General features: G+C 54.8%; 13 protein-coding genes and 1 tRNA gene. 10 read left to right on the plus strand and 4 right to left on the minus strand.

Annotation, left to right across the window (positions count from 1 at the left end; translation table 11 throughout):
- Positions 1-27: 27 nt before the first annotated feature.
- The 5 genes from VWZ87_RS16830 (at position 28) to VWZ87_RS16850 (ending at position 6,510) form a co-directional block, all read left to right on the plus strand.
- Positions 28-945, plus strand: coding sequence for an MBL fold metallo-hydrolase (locus tag VWZ87_RS16830; RefSeq protein WP_416536375.1), 918 nt, complete (start codon positions 28-30; stop codon positions 943-945).
- A 395-nt stretch (positions 946-1,340) separates the two neighbouring features.
- Positions 1,341-3,005, plus strand: a complete 1,665-nt coding sequence (locus VWZ87_RS16835) for a tetratricopeptide repeat protein (RefSeq protein WP_416536376.1) — start codon at positions 1,341-1,343, stop codon at positions 3,003-3,005.
- A 142-nt stretch (positions 3,006-3,147) separates the two neighbouring features.
- The gene (locus VWZ87_RS16840; protein WP_416536377.1) at positions 3,148-4,143 is read left to right on the plus strand and encodes an NADPH:quinone reductase; all 996 of its coding nucleotides are present in this window, start codon (positions 3,148-3,150) and stop codon (positions 4,141-4,143) included.
- Positions 4,144-4,273: 130 nt separating this feature from the next.
- Positions 4,274-4,348, plus strand: a tRNA-Gln gene (locus tag VWZ87_RS16845).
- A gap of 5 nt (positions 4,349-4,353) precedes the next feature.
- A complete protein-coding gene (locus VWZ87_RS16850; RefSeq protein WP_416536378.1) occupies positions 4,354-6,510 on the plus strand; it encodes a tyrosine-type recombinase/integrase in 2,157 nt (718 codons plus the stop codon).
- A 182-nt stretch (positions 6,511-6,692) separates the two neighbouring features.
- Here VWZ87_RS16850 and VWZ87_RS16855 read toward each other — a convergent pair whose 3' ends face one another.
- Positions 6,693-7,730, minus strand: a complete 1,038-nt coding sequence (locus VWZ87_RS16855) for a MobA/MobL family protein (RefSeq protein WP_416536379.1) — start codon at positions 7,728-7,730, stop codon at positions 6,693-6,695.
- 81 nt (positions 7,731-7,811) lie between these two features.
- On the opposite strand from VWZ87_RS16855, the gene VWZ87_RS16860 reads away from it, so the two are divergent.
- Positions 7,812-7,967, plus strand: a complete 156-nt coding sequence (locus VWZ87_RS16860; RefSeq protein WP_416536911.1) for a hypothetical protein — start codon at positions 7,812-7,814, stop codon at positions 7,965-7,967.
- A gap of 94 nt (positions 7,968-8,061) precedes the next feature.
- On the opposite strand, the gene VWZ87_RS16865 is transcribed toward VWZ87_RS16860, so the two are convergent.
- Positions 8,062-9,207, minus strand: coding sequence for an AAA family ATPase (locus tag VWZ87_RS16865; RefSeq protein ID WP_416536380.1), 1,146 nt, complete (start codon positions 9,205-9,207; stop codon positions 8,062-8,064).
- A 352-nt stretch (positions 9,208-9,559) separates the two neighbouring features.
- Here VWZ87_RS16865 and VWZ87_RS16870 point away from each other — a divergent pair, with 352 nt between their 5' ends.
- Positions 9,560-13,405 carry a hypothetical protein gene (locus VWZ87_RS16870; protein ID WP_416536912.1) on the plus strand — a complete coding sequence of 1,282 codons (3,846 nt, stop codon included), beginning with the start codon at positions 9,560-9,562 and terminating at the stop codon, positions 13,403-13,405.
- 246 nt (positions 13,406-13,651) lie between these two features.
- A complete protein-coding gene (locus VWZ87_RS16875; RefSeq protein ID WP_416536382.1) occupies positions 13,652-15,892 on the plus strand; it encodes an AAA family ATPase in 2,241 nt (746 codons plus the stop codon).
- Between the two features lie 636 nt (positions 15,893-16,528).
- Here the strand turns inward: VWZ87_RS16875 and VWZ87_RS16880 are convergent.
- Positions 16,529-16,951: a hypothetical protein gene (locus VWZ87_RS16880; protein WP_416536383.1), complete on the minus strand. Its 423-nt coding sequence runs from the start codon at positions 16,949-16,951 to the stop codon at positions 16,529-16,531.
- An 845-nt stretch (positions 16,952-17,796) separates the two neighbouring features.
- Between VWZ87_RS16880 and VWZ87_RS16885 the strand changes: the two genes are divergently transcribed.
- Positions 17,797-20,787, plus strand: a complete 2,991-nt coding sequence (locus tag VWZ87_RS16885) for a Hint domain-containing protein (protein ID WP_416536384.1) — start codon at positions 17,797-17,799, stop codon at positions 20,785-20,787.
- A gap of 35 nt (positions 20,788-20,822) precedes the next feature.
- Here VWZ87_RS16885 and VWZ87_RS16890 read toward each other — a convergent pair whose 3' ends face one another.
- Positions 20,823-21,836 carry a LacI family DNA-binding transcriptional regulator gene (locus VWZ87_RS16890; protein ID WP_416536385.1) on the minus strand — a complete coding sequence of 338 codons (1,014 nt, stop codon included), beginning with the start codon at positions 21,834-21,836 and terminating at the stop codon, positions 20,823-20,825.
- A 264-nt stretch (positions 21,837-22,100) separates the two neighbouring features.
- Here VWZ87_RS16890 and VWZ87_RS16895 point away from each other — a divergent pair, with 264 nt between their 5' ends.
- A complete protein-coding gene (locus tag VWZ87_RS16895; RefSeq protein WP_416536386.1) occupies positions 22,101-23,402 on the plus strand; it encodes an extracellular solute-binding protein in 1,302 nt (433 codons plus the stop codon).
- Positions 23,403-23,477: the final 75 nt, after the last annotated feature.

A 23,477-nucleotide genomic window follows, 5' to 3' on the forward strand; every position in this document is an offset into this window, starting at 1 on the left:
TACTCTTGCGGAAGAGGGAGTTGAACCATGGCAGTAACAAGACGGCATTTTGTGCAGGGGTTGGGGGCCGGGCTCGCGCTGGTGCCCTTCGGGCGTGTTTGGGCGGAAACCAGAGTGTCGCTCGGCGCAGCGGAGCTGCTCAGCCTCTCAGATGGCCGAATGCAGTTGCCGCCCTCTTTTCTGTATGGGGATCTGGAGCCATCTGCGCTTGCGCGTGTCCTTGCGGAGCATGGGATGTCTCCTGATGAGCCGCTCACACCGGAGGTGAATGTCACGCTGTTGCGCGACAAGGATCACATCATTCTGTTTGATACCGGTGCTGGGCCCGCTTTTCAGGATGGGACTGGACAGCTGCCCGATGCGCTAGCTGCCGTGGGGATCAGCTCGGAGGATGTCACGCATGTGGTGTTCACGCATTGCCATCCTGACCATCTCTGGGGCGTTCTGGATGATTTTGACGAACCGCTCTTTAGTAACGCTCAACATATTATGGGGCGCAAGGAATGGGACTACTGGTTTGATACTGCAACCGTGGGGTCAATCGGCGCGGCGCGTGAGTCCATGGCGGTTGGCGCACGCCGACGTCTGGAGATCCTTGCCGATGGTATCACCCTGTTCGATGATGGCGCCGAGATCCTGCCGGGTGTTGCTGCACACGCGACCTTTGGCCATTCACCCGGCCATATGTCGTTTGAAATTTCAGGTGGGACGGATAACGTGATGGTGCTGGGTGATGCAATCACCAATGCACATGTCAGCTTCTCCGAGCCGGGCTGGGAAATCGCATCCGATCAACTCCCGGCCGCCGCGGCCAGGGTGCGGCAAAAGCTGTTGCAGCGGCTGTCATCTGAGCAGCTGATGGTTGTAGGGTATCACCTACCGAATGGTGGCGTGGGTCGTGTCGATACTGTCGGCAGCGGGTATCGGTTTATATCTGAAAATTAATCAAAACAATCATAGGGTGCATTATTTCGCATCCGTATCCGGTCTCCCGATCAATGACTGTTAGAGAACGGCGTCGGATGTGACGGCTATTCCGCCTGCGCGGCTCGGCTGTCCTGACACCGGATGTGCAGTTTCTCCATCTGGAGGAGACAATATATTGCGGCTGTCGTCTCATTCAGCCGTGGTCAATAGCTGGATGCCGATCAGTGGTTTGGATGTTGGAGGGAATACTCCACAAGTGTGCGTTATTCAAACATGATGAAATCCTTTAGGTTGTATTATTTGTGATGACTTTTATTGATTCTTGTGAGATGGTTAATGAGTGGGTAATCAATTCGGTCGGAGTTGGGGTTTATAGGTTCCGGTTGTATTGCTAGAGGTAATGGGTTTGGGATATGGAAAATAAACTTAGAATTCGCCATTTTGGCGCGTTTGGAGTTTTTCTGCCCGACGGAGACAGTCTTCTCCTCGGCTCAAAGCACCAGGCACTGTTGGCACTTTTGTCTACTGCAGAAGGCGGTGTGCGAACACGAGCGTTTTTGGAGCGTACCCTGTGGAGTCTGGCCCAGCCAGAGCAGGCGAAGGCCAGTTTGCGCACCGCGCTCTCGACTCTCCGTCGGCATCTTGGAAGCGAATGTGCGTCCTTTCTGTCCGCCAATCGAGAGCGCGTGGTCCTGGATCTGTCGAAAATCGAAGTAGATGCAGACCCTGCCAAGGGCGATTTCATGGAAGGCTTTGAGCTGCCGCATGAAACGACATTTGCGGTCTGGTTGGAACAGCAGCGCAATGAGCTGACGCGCGCCGATGCCCGCAATCGGGCCGCCACGGGCATGCTGCGTGACTACAGCCGCGCCGTATTGGACAGCCTGTTGCCGCCGATCGCCGTTCTGCCGTTTGTGCACCGCGCGCCGGGGGATGCAAAATCTCCGCTTGGGGCATTGCTCTCGGAGGAGTTGGTGCGCCACCTGTCGCGCAGCCATGCCTTTTGCGTCACGTCATATCTGGCGTCGCGGCAGTTCGATCCGCATCAGATCCGCCCTAGCGAAGTCTATTCGATGGCGGGTGCCAGCTATCTTGTATCGGGGACCGTCAATGTTACGGGCCAGACCTACCGTTTGCAGGTTGACCTGCATGACGCCGAGCGGGAGCGGGTCATCTGGTCGCGAGACTTCACCGAAACCCTCGCGATGCTGACCAATGGGTGCAGCATGGCCTTGCGAGAGGTTACCGCGCAGATCGGCTGGACCGTGGTCGGTGAAGCGGTGCGTTTGGTTGGCTTCAGGCCACTGTCCAAACACGATAGCCATACCTTGCTGATGGCGGCGATCGCGCTGATGCAGGACATGCAGATGCCGCAGTTCAACCAGGCGCAGGAAATCCTCGCAGTCCTGCTGGAACGTGAAGTGCAGCACCCGGTTGCCCTGACGTGGATGGCGATGTGGCATGTGATGCGCGTGCAGAAAGGTTTCTCCACGGATCGTCAGCTTGACGCGCATCTCGCCAACCAGCTGGTGGCAGCGGCGCTTGCCCAGGATCCGACGTTCTCTCTGGCACTGACGGTACGGGGGCTGATAGCCAGCCACCTGATGTTCCGGTTCGATCTGGCGCAGGATTCCTATGACCTCGCACTGAAGGACAATCCGAACGAAGCATTGGCATTGTTGCTGAAGGGCACAACCCTTGCCTATCAGAACCAGCCGGAGGATGCGGTAAGGCTGACGGATGCCGCACGGCGGCTCTCTCCGCTGGGACCGCAGCGCTATTACTTCGATTCGTATTCGGCGACGGCCAATCTGGGCGCGCAGAATTACGAGCGTGCAGTCAACCTGGCGGACCGGTCCTTGCAGGCCAACCCGACCTTCCCGGCAACGTTACGGACCAAAGCCATCGCCCTGCAGGCATTGGGGCAATCGGACAAGGCGCGGGATGTCGTGAAATCGCTGCTCACCGTGCAGCCGGGGTTCAACATTGCACGTTACGAAAAAGATCACGCGGCATCCAATGCCCCCTTCGGCAAGGATTGGAGCAAGGCGCTGCGGTCCGCGGGTGTGCCTGCCTGAGCGGTAAAAATCCATCGGGCGGACCATCGACCCGGTGAGAGCGGTGGAGACGCGGGGGCTTGCAGGCCTGCCGTGTCTTCGCTCATCTACGGGGGCAGCAGAGGGTGTGCATCGCGCTCGCCAGTACGAAGAGGTCCCTATCATGAAGGCAGTCACCTATCGCGCGTTTGGAGCGGCAGAAACCGTCCTGCAGCTGGAAGACCTGCCCGATATCGCACCGGGGCCAGGTGAGCTGCGTGTGGAACTGACCTATTCCGGCGTAAACCCCTCTGACGTGAAGGCGAGGGCCGGCGCCCGCGCTGGAGTGACTGAGCTGCCCTATCCGGTGATCATTCCCCATAGTGACGGGTCGGGCGTGATTGCGGAGGTCGGCGAGGGTGTCGATCCGGCGCGTATCGGGGAGGCCGTCTGGATCTGGAACGGTCAGTGGCAGCGGCCGTTCGGGACCGCCGCCACCTCCATAACGCTGCCGGCTGAGCAGGCTGTTCCGCTACCGGAAGGGCTTGACCTGAAACAGGGCGCGGCTCTGGGGATCCCGGCGCTAACGGCTGCTCATGCGGTGTTCTCGGGTGGGGATGTCACCGATCGAACGGTGCTCGTTCAGGGCGGTGCCGGCACCGTTGGTCTATTGGCCGTGCAGCTGGCCAGATGGGGCGGGGCGCGGGTGATCGCGACCTGCGCATCTCACGCGGCGGACCGGGTCCGGCAGGCCGGAGCTGACGCCACCCTGGCCTATGCCGACGGGGACCTGACAGAGCAGATCCTGGCGGCAAATGATGGTCGCCCCGTCGACCATATCGTCGAGGTTGAGTTTGGTGCGAACTGTGCCGTCGACACCGAGGTCATTGCACCAAATGGTCGGATAACGGCCTATGGGTCGGCGCAGCAGATGACACCGCAGCTGCCGTTCTACCCGTTGATGTTCAAATCGGTGACGCTGGAGATGATGCTGGTCTATCTGCTGCCGCCCGTGGCCCGTCGTGCAGCGATCAAACGTATCGAACATGCGGCAGCCGCTGGGGCGTTGCATCTGCCCATCGCTGAGGTTTTCGATCTGGTCGACACCGCCAAGGCGCATCACGCCGTCGAACGGGGGCATCGCGCCGGCTCCATCCTTGTAAGGACCGGAAGAGATTGAGAAACCCAGCACCAGAGCTGAGTGTTTCCGGGTCAGAACAGACCAGCCAAAGGGAAGCATGAAAACTGCATTTTTTTCCAAAAACCCTCTTGCACCTGCTGAAATCTGGCATTAGACACCCGCTCACCGATGGGGTGTGGCCAAGTGGTAAGGCAACAGTTTTTGGTACTGAAGATCGTAGGTTCGAATCCTACCACCCCAGCCAAAACCATGAAAAAATCCAATAAAATCAACAATCAACCAAGGGTTGATGCGCGCCGCGCGTACAGTGCGGCTATTCGCCGTTTCCGCTACGATTCCCCCTCAAATACGTTCTCCGGTCGGAACTCAAAAAAACTATCAAACTCGTTTCTGTCCGGACAAACCGGAACTCACCTCCTTCCCACACCAGCGTCGAAGCCCTTCATCACGACGCTCAAGGAAGGAGAGCAAAAAATCTTTATCGAGCCGATCACACCCGTTGCACCCGACGCCATCCATGCAATCTCGCGCGAAATCGTCCGCAGCAATTTCGAGGAATTACTCGGCAATCTCGGGGATCCCGCTTTCGACGCAGAAGCCCGGATTGAGCAGTTGCGCGAAGAGCTGGATCTTTTCCAGAGTGAGTTACGGGCAAGAGACTTGTCGCGTCCCATCCAGCATGCGCTAACAGCCGCTGAGAGGATTGGAGAACAGCCAGCCAATTCAATGGACCCTGGCGCTGCCCGGCAGTTCGCAACGACTTTGAAATCGGTCTGGAAGTCGGAACTGACAGCCTTGGAAGACTTCGAGGACCCGCTTTCGGTGGCAAGTAGCCTCCTTGCGCGATTTCAGATTGTGCCGCAGGGCGGGAAGATTCCGCCATTTGTTTCTATCTCGCGTGCCGTTGCAGTTGCAAAACAAGGTAAGTCGCAAGAAATGTGCCGCAAACTCGATGCCACTGCGAGTTTGCTGGGGGAGTTCTTTGGCGATATATCACTCGAACTGGTTCCCCAGCGCATTGTCGAATTCTCCCGCTTTCTGCATCGGTTGCCGCGTGACCATGGCCAAAAGCACGGCAAGAACCGCTTCAAGGATGAAGGGGAAGCACCCTCAAAGTATGACATTATCTCCGCTGCGGATGCGCACGATTCCGAATGCTATTCCCAGGCGCGCGCGATTCCGGGTGCGAGTGAACGCCAACAATTGGCAGTGCTCCCCGATCTTCTGTCGATCCGCATGACCCAAACCAACCTGGAGAGGCATCTGGATCGCGTGCATGAAATTCTCCGGGCGGCAGCCAAGCATCTTGGGTATACCGGTGCAACAAAGGCAGTGACATATTCCGAGCTTTCCCAGGCGATGAAAGCTTTTGACGAGGAGTTGCGGAAAACAGAGCCCTTGTTTCTCCGGGTGACACGACCAAAGAGACGTTCTCGCTGGAGTGGCGTGCGCCTAAAAAAGCTACTGACTTCCCCACTCTACCGTGGATGCTCCAGCCGGTCCCGGCGCACTCAGGCAGGTAAAACGATCCTTCGAGACGCGCTGTATTGGGTGCCCTTGATCGTGATGACTATGGGGACCCGGTTGACCGAAGTTTTGCAACTGAAATCAGGTGACCTGATTTGGCACGAAGATGGCGTTTTTTGTCTTCGCTTTGCCTGGTCTGTGGAGCAAGACGGCAAAACCGATGCCAGTCGACGCATTGTCCCAATACCACAAGTGCTCCTGGAACTCGGCCTGGTAGAATGGATCAAACGAAAGAGCATTGATCCGAACGCCCTGCTGTTTCCAGAAATCTACAAGAAAAATCCAAAGTTCACGGATCAAACCTTCACAAAGCGCTTTCAGACGGTGCGCAAAAACCTCGGGCTGCTTGACCATAGCGAGGACTTCTATGCACTTCGTATGTCCCTTTCCTCGGCTCTTTGGCGTGGCGGAGTGAGCGAGTCAGACCGCCAGTTGATTATCGGACACGCATCCAAAACGGTGATCGGGAAGCACTACACAACGCCTGACATGCAGGTGCTGAAGTCGATGCTTGATCTGGCTGATTTCAGGCTGAAAGTTTTCAACTTCCGTGTTCATGGATTCCCGGTCATCGCGGACTGTGGTTTGGTAACAGGGCTGCCTGCAAACGTTGAAATCACTCTGGACGCCGAGGGCTGCGTAGGAGCGGCGCGTGTTACACGGGAGGCTGACGGCATGCAATTGGCCGCGGTCTACGTCCAGTCTTCGGTCGGGCTTCGTGCACCGAAGTGGCATGGCCTTGATCGTGTATCACGCGAGCGTGCCGCGCAGGTTATGCACGACCTGACCACCGAACATGCCTTGATCCCGCCTGGGAATTCCGCACAGGCGGAAGCCTTTGAGAGGTTCATGGCGTTTGGCAACTCCACCGCTGCCTAAAGTAGGGTTCGCGGTGATGACGCGGTCCTATCGTATGCGCTCTTGCGATTGGGGAAATCGCACTCTCGGCGAATGCGGTAGGTCCCTTTCCACTGCGGGGCGGTCGAACTCTACGATCTCCAAAGTCTGGCTCTGCGTATCATAAAGCGAGAGCCGGGCTCGGAGGGTGTCGCTCAGCAGCATCAACTCACGAAAAACACGCCGCACCCGCCTCCAACGGCGAAAAATCCCAGGTAGTGCCACAGGCGCGCGCGAGGGACACGGTCTGTGTTCGGTTCGGGGCTTGCTGTCGGCGCGGAGCAGAGGGGCGTGACAAGGTCCTCCAAGCGCTCCACGGCCTGCTTCAGGCTCTTGAGATCCGAAGAATGGCGGCGTTGTATTTCGAGCATCTGTGCCAGCCCCCCACGGCGCGCTCGGCTTGTTTGGACGCTGCCCTTGCGGCTGTCTCGGTATTTTTCATTGTGCGTTCCCAGTCGATTTGGGTCATTCAGCTTCTCCATGTTTTCATTGATTTCTTGGATAAGTGCATTTGCGTCTGCGCGGCTTTGACCGGCGTCGATATTTTTCCAAGCCGGGTTCGAATTCGGCTTCTTTCCCTTCGCGCGCACGGCCCTGCTTGCAGGCCCCTCGTGAATAGTGGGAATGCGCTCAAGCCCACGTGCCGCATATGACCTGTGGTCAATCATCGAGCTTTTGCCGTAGCCCCACCCCTGCATCATCCGGTTGTGCAACTGTGCCCAGTCACGCGCCGCGTTCTCGATGGCGTGCTTGCGGGCCATGCCAATCACGCTCCGGGGGCGTCCACGCTCGCCATTGCGCTCATATTCGTCGAATAGGACAATATGGGCGTGTGGGTTTCGTAAGTCGTTGCCGCTCTGGTCGTGGATTGCAGCGACATAACCAGCCTTTTGCTTCGTCATGAACACGCAAAAGGAGCGCACAAGATCCTCTCGTTGGGTGCCGGTGGCTTCGACTGGAAGGGCAATAACAAGGCGCTCGCAGACGCGGCCTTTTCGCTTCTGAGCCGCGTCCTCAACCACGCAAGCAGTGGCGGCGAATGAAGAGGCGGGCAGGCGTTCTTGGATCACTACACGCGCCGCTTTGGGCCGCGCTATATAGCGAAGATGCGCTGCCGTTTGCCCCTTCTGTGCCTTGCGGGCTTCACTCTCAACTTTGGGGGAGAATGTCTTTGTGCTGTGTCGAAAAGAAAATAGTGCCATGCCTCAGTTTTGGTTTGTGGGACAAAATCATTAGATTTTGTCCGATGTGCGCCTTCAAACTGGACATAGGAACCAAACCACATGAACGAAAACTTTTACAACTCACTTGACCGGCTGATCATTCATCTTTCCAGCCACTGCCGGAAGCATCGCCTGGTTGATCTCACAATCGAACGCCTTCCAGAAAACCAACGACGCGAGGTGATCACCGCGACGCTGGATTATTTCGAGCAATAGATTGAATGCCTCACTGCGAACCAGGGCCCACGGGCCGATACAGCGCCGGGCGACGACGCAGGTGAAAGACACCTGCGCCCCGCGCCTCGGGAGTTCAATCACTGACGTGCTGACCTGGTTCATCAACGGGTCCAGCAGCTTCACCCAGGAGTCGGAAGCGGCGCTCGTTCGCTTCAACTTTCCCTGCCTCGACCAGCAAAGCCAGAGCACGATTGACGGCCACGCGCAGAGAGTCCGCCTTCTTACGTGACGAGTTGAAGGAATCTCCCGCAAGGCGCTGCAGAAGCTTGACTTCGTGCCAAGCCTCGGGGTTTTCATGATGCAGTTCCGTCAAAACACGCAACATGTCTTCCTTGCGGGCTTCCCCGGAGGATTTTACTTGGGGAGCACGGTTTGAGTTAGCCGGTGCCACAGAAGTGTCAGTTTTGCTTTCAAGTGGAACGGCCATTGGAACGGTAACGTCGTCGCCCTCACTATCTTGGCCTACCTTGAAAGCGTCGATCCGAAAGGAAATGGCCGACTGCAATTGCACACCCTTTTGCTTTGTCGGCGTCAACAGGACGGTTTTTTCAGCGGTGTCCTGTTTGGGGCGCTGCAAGAGGAAGGTGTCATCTGCGTTGGCACCGAAGGCCGACGATCCTCGGCCTCGTGAGCTATCTGCGTGAGAGGTGTGGTGAATGAACAAGACGTAGCACCCTGCTTCTCGCGCAATTCGGTGAGCATTCAACATGACAACACCCATTGCTGAAGATGAGTTTTCATCCGCATTTCCGATTGAAAGATTGGTCGTGTCCACGACAACCAGGGCAGTTTCAGTCTGCGCCCTAACCTTCATTTTAACGACGTCTTCAATGATGCCCTCGATGTGTTGCTCATCCAGGAATTCCGGCGTTTTATCCACAACGTAGAAATGTGTTGTCGCAGCAGGGGCTCCGGACAAGTATGGGTATGCTCGATCTTTGACGCCAACCGGGTCCTCGGGAGCCAAATAGTAGATCGCAGTCCGACGAACATTTAGGCCCGCAAAAGAGTGGCCGAGCGCCAAGTTTGCACACAGCGCCGCAACGATTGCGGTCTTTCCATGTGCCGGAGGGGCTGCGAGCATGCCAACGTGCCCTGGCTGGAGCCAATGCTTGACGATGTATTTCTTGTCCAAGTCTGGCTTGTGGGCTGCAGCATTGGACGCGCTACCGTCAGCGAAACCGGTGGCCGCATTAGATTGCGTGTTTGAGGTAGTCATGGAAATCTCCAGTGTTCATCCGAGCGACCCCTTGCCGCTCAGGTGAACTGGAGATTGTTCTGTTCGGAAAATTGAGAAACAAACCGCTGAACTTTTTATAAATGGACGGACAGACTAGCTAAGCCCCCCTTAGGGGGCGCTGGTCTGTCCGTCCATTGGGCCTGTCGGATCGGCGACCGCAGAGCCCAAAGAATTTTTCAGAAGTGGGTTCGAAACTTCTTTGTGATCTGGACAATTTTGAGATGACTTCTGATATTGTTGCACACCCCTGTCGAGAGATGCCTGTATTAAGCCAACTTGCCAACTCAAGGCCTTCCCATCGAAATTTCCGAGCTTTGAAAGGAACCGATTGATGCCGATTTTTGAGCTCGAAAAGAATGACCTCGCAAATCTGACTGATGGTCAGCTTGAGGAGCTGGTCGCGCGCCTAAGTGAGGCAGAAGTAGCGAGAGCACAGCATCCAGTTAGTTGCGTTCGTTGGATGGGGGCGTTGACCGCACCAGATGGTGGCATTGATGTTCAGGTGGTTGTGCCCGATGAGAATTTTTGCGGAGACTTTGTTCCACGTCCAGAGACCGTTTTCCAAGTTAAGAAACCATCCATGCCTCCAGCGAAGATAGCGGAGGAAATGACGGGAAAAGACAACGCTAAAGAGCTTTTTGGTCGCCTAAACACTGCAGCCGGTGCATTTGTTATCGTTAGCCTTGGCGATGACACTGCTCCGCCAAACTACCAGGCTCGGAAAAACAAGATGGAAGCGGAATTGTCTGCACTTGTTGGAGATCCCAACGTTCATGTGGATTTCTACGACCGATCACGGCTGGCACAATGGTTGAGGCAACATGTTTCAGTTCAACTCTGGGTCCGAAAAATTCTGGGCAAAAAAATCAGCTGTTGGCGGCCATTCGAAAAATGGACGGCGACACCAGAAGGCACAGATGATTCTGTTATTTTTCATGATGGAATAGCAGTATCAGTTCCCGGTCAGACCTCAGAGCTTTCCTTAGAAGATGCTATCCCTGCGGCGAGAGAACTGATCAAGGCTTCCTCAAAAGCAATTCGGATCGCGGGTCTTTCCGGCGTTGGGAAAACGAGATTTGTTCAAGCGTTTTTCGAGGACGTAGGCGCAACCGAGCCGTTAGATCGGACTACGGTCATTTACGCAGATATCGGCGACGGCCCCGATCCCTCAGCAACGAATTTGCTCGACACGCTTATTGCAGATCAGCGCGATGTCATACTTGTGCTCGATAATTGCCCAAGTGACCTCCATGGTTCTCTCGCGGCGCGCCTGGCAAGTAAGGGCAAGAATATCAAGCTGGTCACAATTGAGTATGATATTCGTGAGGACAAGCCCCAGACAACCGAAGTCATTCGAATAAAGGCGCATGGGCCCGAGATCGCTGAACGCTTGGTTGCAAGGCGGCACCCTAAACTTTCTGGACCAAATTCACGTAGAATTGCTGAGTTTGCAGAGGGAAACTGCCGCTTATCACTTGCACTTGCGGACGCCGCTCCATCGGGTGAAAGCTTGGCTGAACTGTCAGACGGGCAACTCTTCGAGCGTCTTTTCTACCAGCGCCACGACTCGGATAAAGACCTCAAGGAGCAAGCTGAAGCTCTCTCCCTCGTATACTCCTTTTCAGTCCAAGAGAATGAAGAGGGTATTGACGAATTAGCAATTCTTGGAGGGGTGTGCGAGCATTCAAGACGAAGAATGCACAGAGCCGCTCAGACTTTGGTAGACAGACAGCTTGCACAACAACGCGGGCCCTGGCGCGCGGTGCTGCCACATGCAATCGCCAATCGACTTGCCGCAGATGCCTTGAGGAACATCCCGGAATCTGAGATTCTGGAGATATTTGAAGCCAAAGCAGGCTTGCGCCTTCTGAAGTCATTTAGCAGACGCCTCGGCTATCTTCATGAACATGACGTTGCCAAGAACATTGTGGAAAAATGGCTTCAAGAAGGGGGAATTCTTAACAAGTTCCTCAGCCTTAACGAGCACGGTGCTGAAATGCTAATGCACGTCGCTCCGGTGTCTCCAGAGCTCGTTCTTGAACAGATTGAGACGCAAATTGACGAAATTGTTGCCGCGCTCTCATCTGCGCGTCATCACCCCAGACGAGTGACGGTGCTCACTCTGCTTGCCAAGATCGCTTACGATCCCGGTCTTTTCGAAAGATCTATGATGATGCTTCTGCGCTTTGCCGTTGAAGAAGGGCGAGTCGGTCACCACGATGATGCCCGATCGAAAATCAAATCATTCTTTGGCCTGCTCCACTCTGGAACACACGCCTCCACTGAGCAACGGCTTGCATTTGTAAAATTCTGCTTAGAACACGACGACGCCAGTGTAGTTGAAGTTGGTCTTTCACTCCTAACTGAAACACTTCGAACCGAGCGATTTTCTGGGACTGACACCTCAGACTTTGGAGCCAGACCACGGGACTTTGGCTGGCGCCCTAATCATGACGAAAGTGTAGAATGGCTTCAAACCTTCCTGGCATTTGCGGAAGCAATCGCAAGAGGTGGGGATGCAAAGAGTAGGCGGGTTGCGAGAAGCGTTTTGGCGGAACGCTTTCGAGAGCTTTGGCGAATTAGGGATCTTCAAGAAGTTTTGCCCGATGTCGCACGAAACCTGAACGCAGACTCACCTTGGTTGGAAGGGTGGCGCGGTGTTCGGTCTATTCTCCATTTTGCTCGTATCTCCAAGGTAAGACGGAAGCAATCGGAGACCGAAAAAGACCTTTTGGAGGCTCTCGAAAGGGAGTTAAAGCCCAGCGATTTAGCTGGGGAAATCCGGGCGCTGGTTCTTGGATCCGGTCAAAAAATCTGGTCTCTTGACGACGAATTCGACCCCGATGATCCCCAAAAATACAGAAAGTCTGCAGAGCGGCAGGCAAAGCAGGCCTTTGAACTTGGCCGGGTTTGTTGCTCTGAAGAAGGATTGTTTGACCTGATTGCCGGTGATTTGTTCGAACCGATCCACGCGCCCTACAGACAGGACTTTGGACGCGGCCTTGTAGCAGGATCGCCTAACGCCCGAGCAACATGGGATCAGCTCGTGATCGCATTGCGGAAAACTGAAGTCGAACACTTCAGTTTTGACGTGCTTAGTGGAGCTCTTCAGGAGATTGGCAAGACAAACAAGTCGCTGGCCTCGCAAATATTAGATGAGTGCGCCACCGATGAACTGCTGCAACCTTGCATTATTCGCCTGCATCCGTTCGAAGACTTTAATGAGGTCGATTTTGACAGATGCGTAACTGTTTTGAAACAGGCAGGCCAACCGCAAATAGGAATTGGAAGTTTCCTCTGGCGATCTGAATATGACGTCGTTTCAACTCAAAAAATGATTGAATTGGCAGAAGAGATCTTGGCCTCGGAAGGGGGAGCGAGTGAGCTTCTTGAGGCCTATTCGATGAAACTTCACGGCAAGGACCAAGAGGTTGATACTCTTGGGCTGGAGCACCGGCGATTAGGTTTGATTTCTGCGACCCAACTTATCGCTAATTCAGATTCAGATCCGGGCGGTTCGAAGGATTACAGCATGCAAAAGGTGTTGCGTGCTTGCCTGAGCTTCGAAGGAAATGACAAACAGAAGAACGCGTTGATGGACGGTCTCTTTGAGCGCGTCGCTAACTCATACGGCTTTTTCTCCGACTTCGAAGGTTCCATCCAGGTGATTGCTGAGCATCTGCCTAAAGCATTTCTGGAGCGCGCGTTGCTGGATACATCCATCGAAGAATATAAGCGGTTTGGTCTGTTTCGGAATTCGGCACGAGAGATTCCTCCGTTAGCCGGTATTCCTCCAGAGCAACTTGTTCAATGGTGCCAGGAAGGAAATGATCAACACCGCTGGAACCTGATCGCACAAGTGATTTCCTCATTTGATAAATCGGCCAACGAAGCGTTTTCCTTATCGAAACAGGCTTATGCATTGCTGGAAACAGCCCCAGACCCAAACCTCGTGGTTGATGGCTTCCTGGAGCATCTGTCTCCATCATCGTGGTGGGGTAGCCTTGCTGAGCAAATTGCCGTTCGTGCCAAATCTATGGAAGCAGTGCTGGAACACAGCAACCAGAAGGTTCGTGATGCGGCTGTTAGGTTTTTGGCAAGGGCGAAAGAGGCTGAAGATCGAGAACGCGACTGGGAAGCCAAGCGAAACAAGGATAAGGAACAAAGTTTCGAGTAAGCGCACTTCAGGCTGCAGGAAATCTCTGCGTCTAACCTGAAATTTAATTCGATTTTGCAGCGGCAAGGGCCACTGACCGGCGCACCAGAGATTCTGGGTGGCCATCCATCTCAGCATCAGATTAGGTGTTCGGCGCGGCGAAAAGTCTCCCCCCTTAAAATTGCAAGTGGAGACTTGAAGTCAACCTCAGAATGGATAGGCTCACGTTCGCAACCACGTTTGGGTTGTCAAAGTAGACTGGCGCTAATGCAAATGTTCAAGAAAATCACTAACATTCAAAACCTTGGTGTGTTTCACAACTTCTCTGGTGCAGCACTTCCAGAGTTCGCGCCATTTAACTTGATTTACGGGTGGAATTACTCCGGAAAGACAACTCTTTCGCGTATGTTTCGATGCCTGGAAAATAGTCAACATCATCCCGACTACACCAACGCCAGCTTCAGTCTCGAAGATATGGATGGAACAACCCATGATCAACGTTATGCGCTTCCCTGCATCGTCCGAGTTTTTAATGAGGATTTTCGGAAAGAAAATTTGCTTTGGGATGAAGCCGATGGGTTCAATCCAATCTTCCTGTTGGGTAGTGAGAACATAGACCTAACCAATGACCTAAATGAAAAAGAAGCGAAACACGCTGCATTGGTGATCGAAAGAGATGAGGCAGGACAGGAGGTCAAAAAGCGCGAAACGGTTATTTCTAAGGCAGAGACAGACTGCGCCACGCAAATCTCCAAGGAGCTGCCGGTTGGTCGCTTCATAAAAACGAGTCTGAGGCCGATTTTTGCTGAGTGGAATGGGTTTCTTCCACCTGAGTTGGACGCCGAAACTATAAAAACTACGCGCGCCAAGGTCTCCGCGGAGCAAAAACAGCCGATCAAAATTCTGTCGCTAAACACCGAAGCTATTGATGGAATTTGGAAACTGGCAGTTGGTCACCTAACCAAAGAAATTGGCTCTTCAGAAACCATCTCCCGGCTGGTTGACCACCCAGAAATCGGTGCGTGGGTCGAGGAAGGTCACAATCTTCATAAGGATAAAGATCACTGTGAGTTTTGTGAGGCTCCACTTTCTCCAGAACGTCTGAAAGCCCTGAATGAACATTTTTCTGACGAGTTCGAGCGTTTGAAATCCAAAGTAACAATTGCCATTTCCGAGTTAGAAAAGCGCATCGTGGATCTTTCACCCATCGACTACCCCCAATCGGCGTTTTACGTCGATTTTCAGGACGAATATTCTGAGATATGGAAAGAACTCGATCAAACTACCGCACACCTCAACAACTCGCTTCAAAAACTCATTGAGGCCCTCAACCAAAAAAATGGCAATCCATTCGAGAAAATTCAATTTGACGTCGAAGTGCCAAACCTGGAACCAGTCAAGCTGGCAGTGAAGAAAGCCCAATCCCTAATTCAAAGAAACAACGACCGCACCGAGCAGTTCTCAAAAGAACGAGATGATGCGATTGAGACGTTGAAAAGGTACTATGCTTCTGAAGCAATGCGGAAAATTGATCGCTTCAAGTTATTAGCTGAAATCCAAGAGCATAAGGTTGTTCAGCAGTCTGCATCAACCAGTCTGGCCGCTCTCGAAGCCGAGATTTCGTCTCTCCAGGCCCAACTGTCACAGGCAAACAAGGGCGCGGTAGCGATCAATGATACCTTGGTGCGCTTTTTCGGAAAGGCTGACCTGCAAGTCAAAGTCACTCAAGACGATAAGTATGTTCTGATGAGAGGGACCCAGCAGGCGCGAAATCTGAGTGAGGGTGAACGCACAGCCATCGCATTTTGCTATTTCGTCACAAAGCTCCAAGAGAATGGCAATGAGCTTGCCGACACCGTGGTTTACATCGACGATCCAATTTCCAGCCTCGATTCACACCATCTCCTTCATATCAACGCGTTTATTCGAGATACATTTTACAAGTTTGACCCAACGGCAAACCCTAAGCATACTTGCTTAGCTAAGCAGCTCTTTGTGTCTACGCACAACTACGAGTTTTTCCATCTCACATGGGATTGGATGAGCAAGATGAAGAAGGAGCATAGCTCAGCCTTCCTGATTGAACGCACTGATGCGAACGGGCTGGTCTGCTCGCGCATAATCGAATGCCCAGATGCTATCAAACTCTACCGATCTGAATACTTATTTTTGTTTCATCAGTTGTCGGCCTACCAAGATGCCCCATCGAACGACCCTCAAGTGATATTCAATCTGGGAAATATGGCGCGGCGTTTCATCGAGGGTTATTTGGCCTTTAAGCTGTTTGAGCATGTCAATGTCGATAGCAAGTTGGACCAAATCATCACTGACCCAGTCAACTGCGAGCGGGCCCGGAAATTCATGCATTTTTACTCCCACACTCTAAATCGCGCAGGGGGAATGCGTCTGCCGGACATGAGTGAGGCGCAAGCAGTCGTTTCACTACTGTTGGATGCTGTTCGAGATCATGACCCGATTCACTATGGAGCTATGGCAGCCACAAGGTGAACCCGCTTGCGGCGAGGCACGGGGCCGAGTTCCTTCTTTCCGGACCAAACTCCCCCGAGTTTCAAACCTGTTTTGCCAACTTGACAAACGAACCCACTTCCTGTGGATTTGCTAGATAACTGAAACCAAATGTAGAATCCTACCACCCCAGCCATTTTCTCACATAATCCGTTGATTTTATTGGGAAAAATTTCCCAGAGTTCGAATCCGTTTATGTCATTCAAACCCAATCCCGCAACAAATCCCGCAACATTGTAAACGCAAAGAAGGGGCCGCCCGCAGACCGCCCCCTTCCATGACTATGCACTCGACTCAGATCGGTTGACCTATTCAGGCACCAAGATCGGCCACGCGCGCAACCCAAACGCCTTCGCGTAGAGTCGCTGCCCGGTCTTCGGACACGTCCGCCAGGGGCGGAAAACGTACCGATATCCGGGTGGCGGGGTGAAAGTACGCTTTGTCACTTCACCATCCCCCCTTGGGGCGTATATTGCCCTTTAACCCGATATGCGCTAAAGCTGTCTTTGTTCGGAGACTGGCTTGCGCTACCGAGAGGCTCTGCATCGTCAAGCCCCGGTCGCACGATACAGAATTCATTTGAAGGCTCGCGTCAGGCATGACACGAGCTTTCATTTTTTAAGTGGCCTTGCTAGCCCGATACTCCTCATACTCCTCATCCACATTTTCCTCGCTGACAGTGAGCTCATCCCTACCCACTCTCCACCGATGAGTTTCGCTATTGTAGTAGAGGCGGCCCTCCCTAAGAAAACGAGCCATGTGGCTCCTAAAGGTATTGTAGTTGACCGCGTCAGCTTCAGACACCTCCTGCTCAACGTGCTGATAGAGCTCACGTGTGCTAGCCCCACCATAAAGCAGGCAATCCTCTCCGCCCAAATACTCTGCGACCAACGCCAGAACTTTGAACTTACCCGCAAACCGAGCGGTTAGCTTGTCACCCTCCTTAAGCAGCCCATCCCGCTCAACCAGCTTTGGACCAAGCGAAATCCATAACGCCCTCTCGCATTCGAGGTCGTATATTTCTTGCTCAATTACTTCCAAGCGCCGACTGATTATGCCATCTCGTTGCATCATGAATAAACGCATCGCACATCTCGATTATATTAGCAATACCGAGGGAAATCTCGAACACTCCAGACCATAAATCATAATATCTTTTAAAATCAATAAATTACAGCATTGACATTTTGCTCAGACTCACATATCATCTTAACTATGTTAAGATGATATGTGAGTCTGATTTCATAATACTTCCACCCTTGAAGCGTGGAAAATTTTTTATTTTCAACGATTAAGTTCAGAAAATGATTGGCGGTAGATCGATCTAGGACGCGAATCAAAGCACTTCTTGCACTTGATATGTGGAAAATATGTTGCGTTACTTTAATATCGCAACATCACTCAACATTTCCCGCAACAAATCCCGCAACATTCCTACACGAGAGTTCGCCCAACATACTGATTTCAAACACTTTTAAGATCGACTTTTAATCCTACCACCCCAGCCATTTTTCCACATATTTTTGATGCTTTTGAGGGTCTGGCTCCTCTGGCCACAATCGGCGTTTCGGTGTGGCCAACTGATACCTCGCGGCATATTCGTCTTTAGGTGAAGACCGAGGGGAGGCGCGCTCTACGGTTGTAGTCTCGCTCTGTTCAGCTGCGATATCCGTGCTGAATGCCTCTGGTGCTCGTCAAATCAGAATGGATAAGAGGCAAATACTATTTAAATTTTAATATATTTTACAAAGCAGTATCGATTTTCGGACCGTTGCAAGCCCTGTATTCATTTTGTTTCAACCATAACAGCCTAACCTGATGCACCCGTCGAGACGCGGCAGGCCCACCGGCGCGCACTCGAGGAACGGTAGACTCGGAGGCTGGCCATGACGGTTGGGTATCTTGTCACTCTTGGCGACGGCACACTGGATGCCGGCGACGGGATTTCTGCGAACCAATCCAACTTTACTTCAGCCGACGTCATCGGGACTGGCAGCTGGACCTGGAGCGGTGTCTATCAGGGCGACGGTCAGACCTACTCAAACATCAGTGACACTGGCACCTATCACTATGGAAGTGACGGGAATGTCTATTTTGTTCCAGATACTTGGTACACGACCAGCGGATCCGGCAATGCGACGACGATCCCTGCTAATTCGATGTCGGGCACATCGGGTAATGACGCAATCAACGGCGACGCCAATGACAATGTTATCTATGGCGGTGATGGTGATGACTACCTGACCGGCTCCTCGGGCGATGACATTATCTTCGGCGGCGAGGGGAACGATAACTACGATACCGATACCGGCAATGACACCTTCTACGGTGAGGGCGGCGATGACTGGGTTGCAATCTATGACAACATGGATGGCGAATCGCTCTACGGTGGCGAAACCGGAGAGACCCTGGGCGATATGCTTGAGGTCTACGGCGATTATGCGGGTGTTGATGTCAACGTCACCTTTACCGGCGATGGGGACGGAACCGTCACATTTGCGGGGCAGACGGCCTATTTCTGGGAGTTTGAGCGGTTCTATCTCCATTCGGGAGACGACACGCTGGACGGATCTGCGGCGACTTCGGCGCTCAACGTGCAAACCGGCAGCGGTGCCAACAGTGTTACGGGTGGGGCTGGTGATGACACGATATCGACCGGCGCGGGAGCGGATGTGGTCGACGGCGGCGCAGGCGACGATCTTGTCTGGGCCGGGGTAGGGGCCGACACGGTTGACGGCGGCGCCGGGGCCGACAGGCTCTTTGGTCAGGACGACAACGACCTCATCTACGGTGGCACAGGGTCTGACACCATCGATGGGGGTTTGGGCGACGACACGATCTACGGGGGTGAAAACCCGGCAACCTCGGTCGGCGGAAGCAATACCGCAGGGAACACCTACACGGTCATTCATCTTGGGACGGCGTCCGAGGTCGACAGCGTCGAGGGGAACGCCGCCAACGAAAACCCGAACGCTCTGCTGGGGACATACGGGAGCGCGGGGGCAGAGCTATATAACAACTTCCAGACTGCCATCGCGTCAGACGATAATGCGAATACGCGCATCGACTTCGATGACGAAGCCGCGCCGGAAACGATCAATATCAACGGTGTAGACAAGCTCGTCGACACCGGCATGGTCTATAACGCAACGGTAACGTTCACCGACGGCACCACCGGGACGTTCACGGCTGTGGTCATCCAGACCACGGACGGCCACGTCTACATGATGCCGGAAGCCTCGAACAACGCCGAGAACGTTCTTCTAACCAGCAAGACGATCGAGAGTATTTCGCTTGATAGTGTCGTTGTCGGCTACTCAAACGTCACCGCAACCCGGGTAGATGCCGACTATGCTCTGCCGGGTGACACGGATACCTCGGGCGACAGCATCATTGGCGGCGCCGGCGCAGACGTCATCTATGGCGGTGCCGGGAATGACACCATTGCGGGCGGAACCGGCGCTGACAGCATAGATGCCGGGGACGACGCGGACCTCATCCTTCTCCAGGATGGCTTCGGCAACGACACCATTGTTGGTGGTGAAGGGGGCAACGACAGCGATACGCTTTCCATGTCGAGCCTGACCGGGCCAGTGACTGTGACCTATACCGGCGACGAGATGGGGACGATCACCAACGGAACCGATACGGTCAGTTTCTCGGAGATCGAGCGTCTGAACCTGACCGAGCAGGCCGATGTCGTGAATGCCAGCGCGGATAGTGCCGGGGTCGATATAGATGCTCGAGGCGGTGACGACACCATAACCGGCGGCGCGGGGGCCGATTCCATCAAGGGTGGCAGCGGCAGCGATTCCATCGTTGCCGGGGCTGGTGCTGATACGATTGTTGGCGGCATTGGCGACGACATCATTCGGCTGACTGCGGATGCAGATCGCGATCAGCTGGTGTTGGCCGATGGGGCGGGATCCGATCTGATCTATGATTTCGATCTGACGGACAGCGGTGACGGGACCACGGTTGATCAGCTGGATGTTTCAGGGCTCACCAATTTGGCTGGAGATCCAGTCAAAATCGGTGATGTCGTGGTGACCGATACCAATGGTGACGGGACCGGCGATGCGATCATGACCTTCCCCAATGGGGAGAGCATCACATTGGTCGGGGTGCAGCGGTCGCAGGTGGACAACGGGCCCGAAATGCACGCGATGGGCATACCCTGTTTTACGGCCGGGACGCTGATCCAGACGCCAACCGGGCGCGTCAAGGTCGAAGACCTCAGCCCCGGTGATTGTGTCAGCACAATGGGGGCGGGTGCCCAGCAAATCCTATGGGTTGGGGCATCGTCGTTCACCGCCACGCGCAAGCGCCTATCGGAGGCGCTGATGCCGGTACGACTGGACCCGGACGCCTTTGGCGGTGAGCGGGCGCTGCTTGTTTCGCCTCAGCATTGCGTCCTGATGAAACAGCGCAGTAGCGGGCGCCCGGTGCATGTGCGCGCCAAGCATCTGGCACAGGTAACCGGATTTGCATCGTTCGCACGGGAGGTGACGCAGGTTACCTATGTTCATGTACTACTGAAAAAGCACGAGAATATCCTGTCGAACGGAATCCCCAGCGAGACGTTTTATCCCGGCCCTATGGCGGTCTCCACGCTTGGCCCGGCAGATCGCCTGGGACTGTTTAAATGCCTGCCGCAGCTGATCCTCCATCCGGTAGAGCAGGCTTATGGGCCTCGTGTTCTGCCTTTTCTGACACGCCGGGAGGTGCAATCACTGGCCCGCGCCGGAGACCTGGTGCCCTGGCTGATCGGTGACATATCTCGGCACCCGCCCGCTGAGCAGTGGGCCGAGACAGGCGGCTGGCAGGCAATGTATTCGCCGCGGTACAGCTTTCAATCCGGCGCCGCAGCAGGGTAGGCAGTCGTCTCAGCCTATCCGCTGTATGGACCTGGTCAGTGGGTGTCGCGCAGGATCATTTCTGCGTCCAGCCTCACCGTTTCTTCGGGGGCCTGCGGGTAATCCAAGCGCCGCTCCAGGCAGCGCAATACGGCGGCAACCATGCCGTCAATCGGGTTTCGCAACGTGGTCAGTCGTATGGTCGGCCAACGGGCCATTTCGATGTCATCAAAACCGATCACCGAGACGTCTTTGGGAACCACCCGACCGGCATCCCGCAGCGCACCGAGTGCGCCGATGGCCATGGCATCATTGGCACAGAATATCCCATCGAAATCAGTCTGTTCCAGCAGATTGCGGGTGGCGAAATATCCACTCTCGGTGGTGTAGGTTCCGGTGATCTCCCCCGCCAGTGTGATGCCTTTGGCCGTCAACCCGGCAAGCAGTCCGCTGCGGCGTTCAGCGGTCGCGCCGAATTCCCCCGGACCGCCCACCATCGCAACCCGGCGACGGCCGCGTTGCGCAAACAGATCCGCCGCCATCTGTGCGGCTTCGTGGTTGCGCAGACAGATGTTGTCGACGCCCTCTGCTGCGATGATTCGGCCAGAGGCGATGACCGGGATATGCAGTTTGCTACAGAGTTCGACGATTTCGGTCGCAAGACTGCCGCTACGCAGGATCATCGCATCAAGCGGATAGCGGAGCACCTGGGTCACCGCATCGCGGGCATGGTCGCCACCACCGGCGATCACCACCGGCCATTTGCCCGCGGCATTCAGGCCGGCGATCAGGGCAGAGGTCGCCTCCTTGTCGTATTCATTGCGCATCTCACCGGCGAAAACCGCAACCAGATTGGAGCGCGCCCCCTGCAGACTGGCGGCCAGCGCATTGGGCTGGTAGCCGAGTTCATGTGCCGCCAGCAGGATCCGTTCACGTTTTTCTTGATCCAGATAGGCGCCCTCGGTGAAAGCCCGAGAAACAGCCGAACGCGAAACGCCAGCGATTTCAGCCACATCTGCGGCTGTCACCCGGGGTTGGCGTTTGCCGCCAGCTGACCCTTGTCGCTTCATCTGTCGTCCCTTTCGGGCGTGATGTTTTTTTTGTGAGACACCGAAACCCTTGACACAACCGTTACATAGCGCCCCTATATGAACACGTGTGCAGTTCTGGTGCAACGGACAAGCTCCTGGCAAAAGACACAGGGCGGAAAGACGCAGCGAGCCGCACAGGCCCAGGGGAGGCCATTTCAAAAAACACCATCGGTGGCCGTTTTCGGCTGCCTTGGACAATTGGATCGTTGGCCCGATTGGGCAACGGCAGACCGGAGACTGATGATGAAGCGTATTACGTTTACGACCGCTGCGACGCTGGCTTTTGCTGCAAACGCTGCGTTTGCCGAAACCGAGATCACCTGGTGGCATGCAATGGGTGGAGCGCTGGGCGACACCGTCAACCAGATCGCATCCGACTTCAACGCGAGCCAGGATGAGTACAAGATCACCCCGGTCTTCAAGGGCACCTATGAAGAGACCCTGACCGCAGGCATCGCTGCCTTCCGCGCAGGCGAACAGCCGAATGTGATGCAGGTGTTTGATGCTGGCGCCGCAACCGTGATCGGCGCCAAGGGCGCGACCATTCCGGTTCAGGATCTGCTGGCCAACAATGGTGTTGAATTCGACATCAACGATTACATCGCCGGCGTGCGCTATTTCTACGCCGACAGCGATGGCAAGATGATCGGCATGCCGTTCAACTCCTCCACGCCGATCATGTATTACAACATCCAGGCGCTGGAAAAAGCGGGCGTTACCGCGCCCAAGACCTGGGAAGAGTTCCAGACCGTCACTGCACCAGCGCTGAAAGAGGCAGGCTATACCGCCCTGTCGCAGTCACATCTGCCCTGGATCTTCACCGAGAATTTCCACTCGCGCCACAACCTGCCGTTTGCCACCAACAACAATGGCTATGATGGGGCCGACACCCAGATCCTGGTGAACAACGACGCGATTAAGGCACATTTCACAGCTGTCACCGACTGGCAGAAAAACGGCTACTTCGAATGGTTCGGCACAGGTTGGGGCGACAACCAGACGCCGTTTGAAGAAGGCAAGGTTGCGATGTGGCTGGGCTCCTCCGGCTCCTTCGGTGGTCTGAGCAAGAAAGACCTGCCGTTTGATTTCTCCGCGACCATGCTGCCCTATTGGGAAGCCGTGACAACAGAGCCGACGCAAACCTTCATCGGTGGCGCCTCGCTGTTTGCCATGGCGGGCCATGATGCCGAAGAAAACAAGGCAACTGCTGCGTTCTTCGACTTCCTGACCTCCGCTGAGGTTCAGTATTTCTGGCATAAAGAAACCGGCTATGTGCCGATCACCGAAGCCGCATATGAGATGGCAAAGGCGGACGGCCATTATGACCGCGCCCCTGCGGCCGAGGTCGGCATCCAGCAGCTTTCGCTGGCGGCTGGTGACAACACCAAGGGCTATCGCATGGGCTTCTACGTACAGATCCGTGACGTGATGAACCGCGAATACGGTCGCATCCTGACTGGTGAAACCTCGGTTGAAGACGCCTTCAACGCGATTGAGTCCGAAGCCAACAACCTGCTGGCCCGTTTCGCCAAGACCCAAGGCTAATCGCGGGGAATTCCCCCTTACCTGTGACGGCCGCAGCCCCTGCGGCCGTCACGCATTACAACGAAGAGGCACACC

It is taken from the genome of Phaeobacter sp. JH20_37 (genome assembly GCF_048056015.1).
In the GTDB taxonomy this organism is placed as follows: Bacteria; Pseudomonadota; Alphaproteobacteria; order Rhodobacterales; family Rhodobacteraceae; genus Phaeobacter; species Phaeobacter bryozoorum.